At 60.0% G+C, this 12,360-nt stretch carries 11 protein-coding genes and 1 pseudogene; 4 read left to right on the top strand and 8 right to left on the bottom strand.

Translation table 11 applies throughout. From position 1 onward, the window contains the following. The first annotated feature begins 69 nt into the window (after positions 1 to 69). The 4 genes from A37A_RS0104505 (at position 70) to A37A_RS0104485 (ending at position 4,101) form a co-directional block, all read left to right on the top strand. A complete protein-coding gene (locus A37A_RS0104505) occupies positions 70 to 1,749 on the top strand; it encodes a formate--tetrahydrofolate ligase (RefSeq protein ID WP_018290337.1) in 1,680 nt (559 codons plus the stop codon). Beyond that, on the top strand, positions 1,718 to 2,593 hold the full coding sequence (locus A37A_RS0104500) for a TIGR04255 family protein (protein ID WP_081616189.1): 876 nt from the start codon (positions 1,718 to 1,720) through the stop codon (positions 2,591 to 2,593). Before A37A_RS0104505 ends, A37A_RS0104500 begins: the two co-directional genes overlap by 32 nt. Next, positions 2,574 to 3,119, top strand: coding sequence for a hypothetical protein (locus A37A_RS0104495; protein WP_155996476.1), 546 nt, complete (start codon positions 2,574 to 2,576; stop codon positions 3,117 to 3,119). The genes A37A_RS0104500 and A37A_RS0104495 overlap by 20 nt, the downstream gene beginning before the upstream one ends. Before the next feature lie 511 nt (positions 3,120 to 3,630). After that, entirely contained in the window at positions 3,631 to 4,101 is a 471-nt protein-coding gene (locus A37A_RS0104485) for a universal stress protein (protein ID WP_018290333.1), read from the top strand. On the opposite strand, the gene lepB is transcribed toward A37A_RS0104485, so the two are convergent. From lepB to A37A_RS15800, 8 genes and pseudogenes are all read right to left on the bottom strand, one after another. Continuing rightward, positions 4,095 to 5,243, bottom strand: a complete 1,149-nt coding sequence (gene lepB, locus A37A_RS0104480) for a signal peptidase I (RefSeq protein WP_018290332.1) — start codon at positions 5,241 to 5,243, stop codon at positions 4,095 to 4,097. The two genes, A37A_RS0104485 and lepB, sit on opposite strands and share 7 nt — an antisense overlap. After that, positions 5,240 to 7,048 (bottom strand): translation elongation factor 4, encoded by a 1,809-nt coding sequence (lepA, locus tag A37A_RS0104475; protein WP_018290331.1) that lies wholly within the window; start codon positions 7,046 to 7,048, stop codon positions 5,240 to 5,242. The genes lepB and lepA overlap by 4 nt, the downstream gene beginning before the upstream one ends. 131 nt (positions 7,049 to 7,179) lie before the next feature. Beyond that, a complete protein-coding gene (locus tag A37A_RS0104470; RefSeq protein ID WP_018290330.1) occupies positions 7,180 to 8,085 on the bottom strand; it encodes an alpha-E domain-containing protein in 906 nt (301 codons plus the stop codon). Beyond that, entirely contained in the window at positions 8,082 to 9,599 is a 1,518-nt protein-coding gene (locus A37A_RS0104465) for a circularly permuted type 2 ATP-grasp protein (protein ID WP_018290329.1), read from the bottom strand. The genes A37A_RS0104470 and A37A_RS0104465 overlap by 4 nt, the downstream gene beginning before the upstream one ends. Before the next feature lie 48 nt (positions 9,600 to 9,647). Continuing rightward, on the bottom strand, positions 9,648 to 10,628 hold the full coding sequence (locus tag A37A_RS0104460; RefSeq protein WP_020494012.1) for an aldo/keto reductase: 981 nt from the start codon (positions 10,626 to 10,628) through the stop codon (positions 9,648 to 9,650). Positions 10,629 to 10,680: 52 nt separating this feature from the next. After that, positions 10,681 to 11,154, bottom strand: a complete 474-nt coding sequence (locus A37A_RS18965; RefSeq protein WP_020494011.1) for a transposase — start codon at positions 11,152 to 11,154, stop codon at positions 10,681 to 10,683. 74 nt (positions 11,155 to 11,228) lie between these two features. Continuing rightward, positions 11,229 to 11,771 carry a hypothetical protein gene (locus A37A_RS18150; protein WP_018290326.1) on the bottom strand — a complete coding sequence of 181 codons (543 nt, stop codon included), beginning with the start codon at positions 11,769 to 11,771 and terminating at the stop codon, positions 11,229 to 11,231. A gap of 151 nt (positions 11,772 to 11,922) precedes the next feature. Next, positions 11,923 to 12,246: pseudogene (locus A37A_RS15800) on the bottom strand (transposase); the annotation flags it as partial. Between the last annotated feature and the right edge of the window lie 114 nt (positions 12,247 to 12,360).

Below are 12,360 nucleotides of genomic sequence, written 5' to 3'. Positions count from 1 at the left end.
GCGTAGGAAAGCCAAGGGGAAATCCGCCGAGTAGAAGAAACTGCCGATAGGCCATTTAGAGGGACCTTTATGAGTCATCCGTTCACCGATCTCGCGATCGCACAGCATGCCCGGCTCGCACCGATCGAGGAAATCGGGGCGCGGCTGGGAATCCCGAAGGAGGCACTTCTTCTTTGTGGGCAAGGATATGCCAAGCTGCGCTGGTCCTTCCTCAAAAGCTTGCGTCATCGGCCGAAAGGCCGATTGATCCTGGTCACGGCCATGACGCCCACTCCTGCCGGGGAAGGGAAGACCACGACGGCAATCGGCTTGGCCGACGCCTTGCAACGTCTTGGGCAGAAGGCGGCGGTCTGCCTTCGCGAGCCATCGATCGGACCGATCTTCGGCCGAAAGGGAGCGGCCACGGGAGCGGGACGGGCACAGGTCATTCCCCGGGAGGAGATCAACCTTGAGTTTACGGGAGATTTCGCAGCGGTCGGTCTCGCTCATAACCTGCTTTCAGCTCTGGTGGACAACCACTTCTATCAGGGAAACGAGCTTCGCCTCGATCCGAGCCGCCTTCAGTGGAAGCGGGTGGTCGACATCAACGACCGGGCATTGCGGCGGATCATCGTCGGTCTCGATGGCCGCAAGGGGTGGGTGCGGCAAGAAGGGTTCGAAATCGTCGCTGCTTCGGAGGTGATGGCGATCCTCTGCCTTGCCCGGGATTATCACGATCTTCGAACCCGCTTGTCAGGGATTCGCGTCGGCCCACGCCTCGGCGGCGGGTCGGCGACGTCGGGGGATCTAGGGGCGGCGGGGGCCATGGCGGCGTTGCTCCGGCATGCCTTTCTTCCGAACTTGGCGCAGACGCTCGAGCAGGTCCCCGCCTTCATTCATGGCGGACCGTTCGGGAACATCGCCCATGGGTGCAGCTCGGTGATTTCCGCGGAAGCGGCGCTGAGCCTTGCGGACTGGGTGGTCACGGAGGCAGGCTTTGGGAGCGACCTCGGGGGCGAAAAGTTTGTCGATATCTTCTGTCGCCAATCGGGCTTGCGGCCGGCGGCAGCGGTGATCGTCGCAACCATTCGCGCGCTCAAGTGGCACGGCGGTCTCCCCTTGGATGCCCTCAACCGGGAGGACCTTGGGGCCTTGGAAGCGGGGCTCGCCAATTTGCGCAGGCATGTAAGGATCCTGCGCGATCTCTTTGGACTGCCCGTGATCATCGCGTGGAATCGGTTCGCTTCCGACACCGACGCCGAGTTGAGGTGCGTCCAGAGCGGGGCGAGAAACATGGGTGTGCCTTCCGCCGAATGTCGGCACTGGGCGGAAGGAGGCGCGGGAGCCGAAGATCTTGGTCGAAAACTCCTCTCAACGATGGAAGAGAGCGCCTCGCGCTTCCGTTTTCTCTATGAGGAGGACGCTCCACTGTGGGCGAAACTGGTCTCTGTCGCCGAACAGGTCTACGCAGCCGGGGAGGTAACGGCCAAGCCTTCCGTTCGGCGAGATCTCTGCCGCATGGAGGAGGAAGGCTTTGGAAAATTACCGGTCTGTATTGCGAAGACCCAGTACTCCTTTTCGACCGATCCTCGGCTCCGCGGAGCGCCGGAAGGGCACTCTTTTCCCATTCGGGAGGTTCGCCTGGCGGCCGGCGCGCGCTACGTGCTCGCTCTGTGTGGAGAGATCCTCACCATGCCCGGGTTGCCGGAGGATCCTGCCTCGCTGCAGATTGACATCGATGAGGATGGTCAGCTCGTCGGCGTCTTGTAGCCGGCATCGTGACGCGGCGGACTCAGGATTCGAGCAAGCCTCACCCCACCTGAATTTTCTTCGTTTCCTCTCCTGCGGATGGCATGTTTTCTTTGTGTCTTTCCATTACCGGAAGTCGCCGATTTTGGAAGCCATGTGCGAATTTCGTCTCCGGCCCCAATTCTGTTGGGATTCGACTCTTCCCGGTCTCTTTTATGAAAGAGTGCGCGGCAAATTTCCCGGGAAAGAGCAGCAGACGCGAGTGAAGCTGCCGCCTCCGCCTGGGACAAAGGCCTCCGAGATCGGAGCTGCCGCGTTTCCCTTTCAAACTCTCTCTTTCTTTTTTTCTCCGGAGAGGAATGCTGCTTTGGGGATCGGAGATCGAGTGGTCTCCGCCCACCGACTGCGTCCTTACCCGGGTTGGGAGATCTTTGAAAAAGAGGCAGGGGAAGCATTGAAGGTCCTCGAAGAGGTAACCGGGGAAAAAACTCTCCAGTCGATTGCGCTCACTTACATCAACCGGATTCCGCAGCCGGAGGATTCCGAGGATCCTGTGCGCTGGTTTCGCTGCCAGCCGTTGCTCGCCTCTGGACAGGAAGGCCGCGTACGGGCTTTTTCTCTGGAATCGGAACTGCATGCTGCCAAGGGGCTAATCTTGAAAATCAACTTGCGAAAAAGTGCGGACAGCAAGGAGTACGCCCTTCAGATCGTTTCCCTCTCTGCTCCGGGAGCGACGGTGGAAGTGGACCAAGCGGGTGCGTGGCTTGAGCGTGCGCATGAAGAGATCAAGAAAGCCTTTGAAGATTCCCTTACTCCGGCGATGAAATTGAAACTCGAGCCTGTTGATGAATCATTGTCTAGCTGAGCAGAGGGAAACTGACCTTCAGCCAGGGGCAGCGGATCCCCGCGACTTTTGGCTACTGAGCGCCGTTGGTTCTGCCGAGACTAAGCTATCGATCCAACTCTATCGTTATCTGGAATGCGGGTCGGTGACCGGGGAGGGTTCCGCTTCCGTCGGCCCTGCGTCTATGGCGCTGACGGCTCCGAGCAATCAATTCCTTGAGTCCCTGTCCGAATATGGGATCAAGGTCGTCGATCCAAATTCTCTGCGTTCTTACTTTCTCGCCCATCAGGACATGTTGCCCATAGCGGAGTCGGCTTGTGGCGCAGCTTTCCTTTTTTTTAAGGGGATCGCCAAGCTCAGCATCGAGCTCTATCGTGACCCGGAAGAGGACGACGAGTATCCGATGATCTGGGTGCGGGCGAAAGAATACGACTCCCGGATCTTGGACCGGATCCAGGAGGTTCGCAGGGAGTACGAGAGTGTACTCGCCTCTTCGAGCGGTTGGCTCATGGTCGGCACGGACTTTCGCCTCCAGAGCGATGTTTGACTGGAATCTATATTTTAGGCTCGCTCGAAAGCTCAAAGAGCTGGCCAAAAACGATTCCTACTTACAAGAAGCGTACATCCGGTCTGCGGTAAGCCGGGCCTACTACGCTGCTTTCGGTCAAGCAAGACGATTTGCCGAAAGTAAATTGGGGTTCGAGGCGAAACAGGGCGCTTCGGATCACAAGGAGTTGCGCGATTGTTTGAAGCAAAACTCCTACACGGGTGCAGCGGAGTGGTTGGATGACCTCCGCCGTTGGAGGAATTCGTGCGACTACGATGAATCGCCTTTGGAATCAACAGACGTAAGGGCAATGTGCGACCAAGCCTTGACGCAGGCCAACAACGTTCTGCAGTGCCTGCAACCCGTTGCGCCCGTTGCATGATGTACTGTTTTTTGATGTCACAAATTCTGTATCTACTCCCGGGTCATCCGGATTCTCGGGTGAGTGTTGTTTTTTTTTGGCGGAAGAGTGTTAATACTCTAACCTCCCTAACGCTAACCGGTTCCTCTCATGTATCACTGCCTATTGGTGCCGCTGGAGCAGAGTCCGCTGGATGAAGCGGTCCTGAGCCATGCTCGCGAGTTGGCCCGCCTTTCGGGAGCGCGACTCGTACTTCTGCACGTCTCATCCCTTCCGGCTTTCCCGCTCGCCGGAATCGAGGAGTGGGCACTCGAATCGGGAGAACGGATCGCCTTGCGTCAGGACGAAGTGATGAATCGGGCGCGGCAATATGTCGAAGAACGGGCGCAAGAGCTGCGGAGCCAAGGTCTGTCCGTCGAGGTGGAGCTTGCCCTTGGCGACGCCGTCAGCCAGATCGTTCGGACTGCGAAGGAAAAAGGAGCCGATCTCCTCGTCATGGGGAGCCACGCACACACGATCTGGGGAGCGCTCTTCGGCAGAAGCACTACCTTCCCGGTTCGGCGCCTCACGGAAGTACCGATCCTTCTGGTGCGGACCGACGACGAAGCGTCCGCTCAGTGAATCCAGCCCCAGCGCGGGCTAAGTGGCCAGTAGATCAAGAGCCCGGTTCCCACAAGGTCGTTCCGCGGAACGGGACCCCAGAAGCGGCTGTCCTGGCTATCGGGGCTATTGTCCCCCATAGCCCAATAGCCGTCTTTGGGAACGACTACCTGCTCTTCTGGAGAGGAGAGATAGAGCTGGCCGGGAAGGATCACATAGCCGCGGTAACCGTTGCGTGCTGCTTCGACGCGCGACATGGCCGCATTTGGCGGAGTGGCACTCCCGTTGATGCGCAGAAAGGGCGGGTCGATCTGAAGCCGGTCGCCGGGAACTCCGACACATCGCTTGATGTAAAAGAGCGATCCATTGAGGCCGTGATCCCGCAAGGTCGATTCGATGCCCTCGATGCCAGCGGTTCGGAAGACGAAGACTTCACCGCGCCGCGGGGGGTGAAAGTTGTAGACCGCCTTGTTGACCAGGACTTGGTCCCCTGCCACGGTCATAAAGTTGAAGATGGGCTCTCCTGCCCGAAAGAATAAGCCGGGCCTCAATCCGATCTTGTAGACCAAGGCAGGGGCCGCCACCCAGACGCGCTGCTTCTCTCCGTCGTCGAAGAGGAGATCGGTGTATTCAACCAATAACTTTCCTGGAACCAAGTCGACGAGCGACACGTCCCGGGAGAGGCGTAGATAGTGATATTGCCTGCCGAACAGGAGCATGTGGAGGAGACGGATGGGCCCCGGGGGGGGCGGCTCGACCCGAGCAATGGTCTGAATCCCGTAGAGGGTTGGCTTCATCGAATCGGTGGGAATCTTGAACGGCTGGAGGAAGTAGGCGCGGATGGCCAGCGCCGCCGCGATCGCCACCAGGAAGATCTCTATGTTTTCCCGCAACCCCGCCCAGGCCTTCGGCGGAAAGAGCTTCGTGGCCAGCTTTTCCCCCCGCTCAAGGAGGAGGGAAGCGGTCGTCCCAGAGGCTTGCGGGTCCGAAAGACTCGAGGCGGCCTCCCTTTCAAAAGTCTCTGCCTCTTGCCGCGCTTCCGGGGAAAGCAGGTCTTTCTGACGAACGCGCAGGCGTCCAATGGCTCTTCTGAGATCTGCCAGCTCCTTGCGCTGGCGGCGGAGGGCTTGCTTGTGCGAGAACGACAAGGGCGAGGCTCTCACGCTCCGGTCTCCGTTTTCAGAATCTGCAGAAATGCTTCCTGCGGAATGTCGACACGGCCAAAGGTCTTCATTCGTTTCTTGCCTTCCTTTTGCTTCTCCAGAAGTTTCCGCTTCCGGGTGATATCCCCCCCGTAGCATTTCGCGGTAACATTTTTTCCGACGGAGCCGATGTCCTCGCGTGCGAGGATCTTGCTTCCGACCGCGGCCTGGAGCGCGATCTTGAAGAGATGCCGGGGAATGAAGTCCCGCAACTTGGCCAGAATCGCTCTTCCCCGCGCCTCGGCCCGGCTCCGCGCCACGATGCAGGAAAAGGCCTCCACAGGTTCCCCATTGACGAGGATGTCGAGCTTGATCAGGTCTTCGGTCTGATAGGGGGCGGGCTCATAATCCATCGAGCCATACCCCCGGGTGAGCGACTTCAACCGATCGTTGAAATCGACCAGGATCTCGCTCAAGGGAAGTCGGCATCGGAGCATCACGCGATTCTCTCCCGCCGATTCGGTCGACTCGCAGGCTCCGCGCTTTTCCAAGACCAGTTGCAGAATCTCACCGATTCGTTCTGTGGGAATCAGGAGAAAGGCACGCACCGTCGGTTCGGCGATCGTTTCGATCAGAGAAGGATCGGGCATGCGCAAGGGGTTGTCGACCTCCACCAGCGTCCCATTGGTAAGCCTCACCTGGTAGACGACGCTGGGATAGGTGGCCAGGATTTCGACTTCGTGCTCGCGCCGCAGCCGCTCCTGGACGATCTCCATGTGGAGCAGGCCCAGGAATCCGCATCGTAAGCCCGAGCCCAGCGCAGCAGAGCTCTCCTGGGTGAAGACGATGGCGGGATCGTTGATCTGGAGCTTGTGGAGAGCACTCCTGAGCTTTTCGAAGTCCGAGGAGTTGAGAGGATAAATGCCGCTGAAGACCATGGGTCGGGCTTCCTGGAAACCGGAGAGCGGTTCCTCGGCCGGATGGAGCGCGGAGGTGAGCGTATCCCCAATCTTGACCTCGAGCGGGCTCTTCAGGTTGGCAATCACATAGCCGGTTGCCCCTGCCTCGAGGTGATCCTGCGGGAACATCTTGGGGCTGAAGATGCCTACTTCCTTGATTTCGTAAACGGTCTGGGTCGCCATCAAGAGGACCTTCAGGCCGCGGGAGAGCTCCCCTGATCGTACTCGAACGTAGAGGATCACCCCGCGGTAAGGATCGAAGACCGAATCGAAGACTAGGGCGCGGAGGATGCCGTCGGCGATGGGCTGCGGTGCCGGAATCCGGTGCACCACCGCCTCCAGGATCTCGGTGATGCCGGTCCCTGCCTTGGCACTCGCCAGGACGGCTTCTTCTCCCGGAATCGCGAGAATCTCCTCGAGCTGTCGCTTAACCGATGCGGGATTGGCGGTCGGCAGGTCGATCTTGTTGATGACCGGGATCAAATGGAGATTTTGCCGCCCGGCCAGATGCACGTTGGCAACCGTTTGCGCCTGGACGCCTTGCGCGGCATCGATCACCAGGAGCGCTCCTTCGCAGGCTGAGAGGCTTCGGGAGACCTCGTAGGAGAAATCCACGTGGCCCGGCGTATCAATGAGGTTGAGTTGATAGCTTTCTCCATCTCCGGCCTTGTAGCGCATCGTCACGGGATGAGCCTTGATCGTGATCCCTCGTTCTCTCTCCAGATCCATGGAGTCGAGAAGCTGGTCCTGCATCTGCCGTTCGGGAATCGTATCCGTCGCTTGGAGGAGGCGATCGGAAAGGGTCGTCTTTCCGTGATCTACATGAGCGATGATGCAAAAATTACGAATTCGCGAGGGAGGAAACATGCGGTCGTTCTTTCCTTCTTATAAGGGGAAAAGAGCGCGCCGCAAATGTTAACCGCCAATTCCCCCCAAGCTTCCTTCTGCGGGGGTCCGCTGCCATGGCTTGGATGTGGGTGTGACGGGAGAGATGGCGGCTAACCGAGTGCCTTTTCGATCTCTTGGTGGAGCTGATTGCAGCCGATCTGAAGCTCCACCAGCAAGTAGCCGAACCGCTCCTTTGGAGTGTTTCCCAGGGATCTGAAGGCTGCGGCGAGCGTCTGAGCAGCCGAGGACGCAGGGGCGAGAGCATAGGAGCTCTTCTTTTCCAGTCGCTCCAAGGAAGAGGAAACGGAGCGTAGCAGCGCAGCAAAGCTCCTGGGCAGCAACTGGTCTCCCAAAAGAGACCGGAAGACGGCTTCTTCCTCATAACAGGGGCCGCGGGTCCGTCGGTAGACATCGAGAGAAGAAAATCCACGGAGAACCGCCGTCTTTTCTTCCAAGGAAGGCGCGGGGCCGGCCGAGTCGTCTGGAGCGAGTGCGCTTAGAGCTGCAGCGAGGTTGCCCATTCCTTCGATCCCCTGACCCAGGGCGAGCCAATCCTGGGCTGCTCCCTGCTCCAGAGAGAATCGGGCGATTTCATAGATGGCGCTGATTCCCGCTACTCTTTGGAGGAAGTAAGCCCGGGGGAAGGGAACCTCGCCGATTGGGACAGGCGACACCGGTGGACCGATCGGGAATTGGCCGAGCACCTCCCATAGCTCTTCCGGAAGCTCCTCCCGCAGGTGTCGAGCATTGAGCTGCGCGGCTTCGATCGAGTTCCTCACCGACAGAGGATTGTCCGTGGCCTCCAGAAACCAGAACAGTTCGCCTGCCGGTCCGAAGATCGGGCCGGGAACCGCCATGCGCAGTACCTGACGCAGCCGGATCAGGCAGGCTTCCCCTCTTCCTTTTCCGCCATCCCAGCAAAGAGGCCAATAGGCCTCCACGAGCCGGATCGTGTCGAGCGCGCGAGTCAAGTAACGCGAAAGCCAATAGTAGTGGCTTGCCTTACGAAAGATCATGGCCTCGCGAGGTTTTGTGCCCTTCCCTCGCGCTTGTCGGCTCGCAAGACCCAGGTGTCCTTGCTGCCGCCCCCTTGGCAGGAGTTTACGATGAAGGATCCTTCCCGCAGGGCAACCCGCGTGAGCCCTCCTGGGATGACCGTAGGAGTGGGTCCGAAAAGAACAAACGGACGCAGGTCGATCCGCCGGGGCTGGAGCCGCCCGTCGATCCAACAAGGGACTTGGGAGAAGGAAAGGACGGGCTGCCCGATGTAGTTCCGGGGTTGGGCGAGGATCTTTTCTCGAAAGGCGGCGCGTTCCTGGACGCTGCTCGTCGGTCCGAAGAGCATGCCATATCCTCCCGCTTGGCTAACCTCCTTGACGACCAGCTTGCTCAAGTTGGCGAGAACATGATCTCGTTCTGCAGGACGTTCGCAGAGAAAGGTTTCCACGTTGGGCAGAATGGGTTCTTCTCCAAGATAATACCGGATCATGGAAGGGACGAACGGGTAGATCGCCTTGTCGTCCGCGACTCCCGTTCCAATTGCATTGACCACGTTCACCCGGCCCGCGCGGCAAGCGGCTACAAGCCCCGGGACGCCCAAGAGGGATTCCGGGCGGAAGGCAACCGGGTCGAGGAAATCGTCGTTGAGACGTCGGTAGATGGCTCCGACCCCCTTCCATCCGGAAGAGGTTCGGAGCTGCACTTTCCCCTCGATCACCGCCAGATCTTTCCCTTCGGCCAAGGGGATACCCATTTCTTGAGCCAGGAAGGTGTGCTCGAAGTAGGCGGCATTGTGGATGCCTGGGGTCAGCATGACGGTGAGAGCGCCATCGGCTCCCTTGGGGCGAAGCGCACAGAGGGCTTCCCGCAACAGGGTTGGATAGGACTCGATCGAGGCCACTGGGGCGGCTTGGAAGAGAGAAGGGAAGACTCGGCGCAGGACGCGCCGATTGGCCAGCATGTAGGAAGCCCCGCTCGGAACCCGCAAATTGTCTTCCAAGACGACGAAACCGTCCCGTAGCCGCAGGAGATCGGAGCCCGCGATCATCGCATAGATTCCGTGGGGCACGGGCGCCTGCACCATTTCCCTCCGAAATTGGGGAGAGCCCAAGACCAACTCGGAGGGAACGATCCCTTCCTGCAAGATACGGGCCTGTGCGTAGATGTCCCGAAGGAAGCAGTTGAGGGCGGTCACCCTCTGGATCAGTCCTTTTTCGAGGTGGAGCCACTCCGAGGCGGAGAGGATTCGCGGTAAAAGGTCGAAGGGAAAGACGCGATTCTCGTTCTTCGAGTCCAGGGCAAAGGTGACTCCGCCGCGGACAAGCTCTCCGGCAGCCATCCTTTGTCGATCTTCCCAGAGTTCGGGGGAGAGTTTCTCGATAAACTTCCAGAGACCGCGATAAGGACGTTGCGGCTGCATCTCGGCATCGACCATCTCGTCGAATTCCGAATCGAGTCGGTAGAGGGGACCGGGCAGGCAGTTCTGCTCGCGCCGGTCGACTCCAGGATTGGCGGGTAATGCCGCTTGCATGTCATCTTCCGCATAGCAGAAACCATGCCGGCTAGCGCGGGCGATCGGTCAAAGCGGCGGAGCCATGAATTCCGGGCCAATCGGCTCCGGAATCCGCCGCTCGAGAATCCCGTCGATCTCGTCTAGATCGCGATCCGAGAGTGAAGAAGGTGGTATATGGGCGGCCTCCAGGATTTGCGCCGGCTTTCTCGCTCCCCAGAGCACGACGGAAATCCCTGGCTGCTGCAGGGCCCATCGGGCCGCCATCTGCGCGAGGGTGCATCCATGAGCCTGCGCCAAGAGGCGAAGGTCGTCCACAGCGGCAAGATAGCGCCGAAACGCGTCGCCTTGGAACTTCGGGTCGATCCTTCGAATGTCTCCATTGGCAAAGGAGTGGCTTGCGGAAAATTTGCCGGTCAGCAGCCCGCGGCAGAGCACGCCGTAGGCCACGACCCCAATGCGGTTTTCTTGGCAGTAGGGAAGCACATCCCGTTCGATCCCACGCTCGAAGAGGTTATAGGGAGGCTGGTCGGTGTGGAGAGGCGCGACCTTTCGCCAGGCTTCCATCTGGCTCGGGGAGTAGTTGCTCACTCCGAGCGCACGGATCTTCCCATCGGCTTGGAAGGGAAGCAGAGTCTGCGCCGTCGCCTCGATCGGCACTCGGGCATCGGGCCAGTGGATCTGATAAAGGTCGATCGAATCGACTCCCAACCGGCGCAGGCTCTCGTCGATCTCCTTTCGGAGCCGCTCCGGACTGGAATTCCGACGGATCTCCTCCCGATCGTTCCATTCCAGTCCCGCCTTGGTGGCAAGGATGACCCGATCGCGGCCAATGCGCCGAATCGCCTTCCCGACGATCTCCTCGGCACGCCCGAATCCATAGACTGGTGCGGTGTCCAGAAAGGAGATGCCGGCATCGACCGCCGCCTCGATCGCCGCGATCGCCTCCTTCTCCTCGGCACCGCCCCACATCCAGCCCCCCACGACCCATGTGCCCAGGCCGATGCGCGAAACCTGCTCGTCTAAACCTCGCAGCGAGGTGTATTCCATGCGAGTTGATTCCTCCAGGGCGGGTTTCTTTCGATCACTCCCATCGCTCATGCTAACAGCCCGTCGTACTTAGACTTAGCGCGAGAACTCCCCATGATGCGCCGGCAGTCCGATGCGGCACAGGGAACGATTGTCTCGGAATCTGTAAAGGCCAGGATAATGCGACGGCCGGTCTGGCGCAGAGCGACCATGGGGATCCGACCATCGGGGAACCGGGGTGGCGTGCTCCCATCAGCTTCCAAAGGCGCTTGAAGTTGTACGCCAAACAGACCAACGACCATTCGCCCTGGACTTTGGCTTGCCCGCGGAGCCGAAACGCTCGGAAGCCCATCACCGATTTGATGACGCCGAAGACCGGTTCGACGGTCTGCTTTCGTCGAGCGTGGAGGCGGCGACCTTCCGGGCTGGCGAGCTTTTCGGTCATCTTGCGCCTCCACGGGGCGGTATGCGCAACGGGCTTCTCCCGGCGACGATCGGCTGGCCGGAACTCGTATCGCCGGCGACACTCCAGAGCTTCGGCCCTCATCAGCACAGCTACGGACTTCGAATTCCTTCCCGCCTGCAGAACCTCGACCGTGTTCGCCATGTGGCAAACCGGTGTCAGGCGCGCCGAGTACCCGGCCGCGAGACCGACCGACCGACCTCCGCAGGAATGGCCCGCACGTCGCCTTCCAACTCGCCGCTGTCGCTGGCGCAGACGCTCACCCGAGCCGAAAGCACCAAGGCACTCCCTTCCGCATCCACTGCCGCCTGCGCGTTGTAGCTCTGTTCAAAGGCTTCGTTTCGGCTCTTGCGCATCAGCCGGCTCTCGGGATCGGTCAGGTTGCCTTGCTCCTCCGCCCCAGGCTTCTCCTCCGGAAGCTGGATGTGCCGGCCTTTGGCACTCCCCTTGCGACCTTCCCGTTCTTCTACCTTTCGTTCGTAATCCGCACGCTCCCGTTCCGCTCGCTCCTTGGCCCGCTCCTCCAGCCGGCGTTGCGCTCCCTCCAGTTTTGCCTTGAGCCGCTGCCGCCGACCAATCTCCTCCGGCAACTTGCCAGGATCCGCGTCGCCTCTACGGTCCGCGTCCTCCGCCTTCTCCAAGAGCTCAGCCACATCCGCCCGCAGAAGCTCCGCCAGTTCTCCGGCCCGCTTGCAAGTCACATTGCGATGCTTGCTCGCGTTGGCCCGAATCTTGGTTTCCGTCCCACGCGCTCACCACCCCTGACCTTCAAAAGCCTTCATCTCCCCGCGCCAGCGCCACACACCCCCTTCAAAAAGCAAGTCCGCCACCCCGCGGCAAAGTTCTCCCCGCCCGAAACCGGCAGATCGTGTCGTGATCCGGATGGGTGTTCGCACAAAGGTAACGAACCGCCACATCCCGCCACGTCGCCGCCTCGATCCGTCGACTCGAAAAGATTCCGTTGGCGTAGCAATAAATCAAAAGCGAGAGCATCATCGACGGCGGATATTGCGCGTCCCCCGTCCCGCGCACGTTGACTCGAAATCCCCGCAGATCCATCTTCTCCACCGCCTCGATGACAAAATGCACCAAGTCGTCTTCCCTCACCCAATCCCGCATGTCCTCGGGCAAAAGCATTGGGGTCATCCGATCCACCATCACAAATCGCTCAGCCATGCCCTCTTTTACCATATTCCAGAGGAAAAAGGAAAGTCCGACAGGCTGCTAGCCTGCATATCTCGTGCGCCGTGAAAAGGGTGCATCGCCCAGTGGGGAGGGAGTGATCTCCAC

This window comes from Verrucomicrobium sp. 3C, from assembly GCF_000379365.1.
Taxonomy (GTDB): domain Bacteria; phylum Verrucomicrobiota; class Verrucomicrobiia; order Methylacidiphilales; family Methylacidiphilaceae; genus Methylacidimicrobium.
This window is presented reverse-complemented; position numbering and strand designations above follow the sequence as displayed.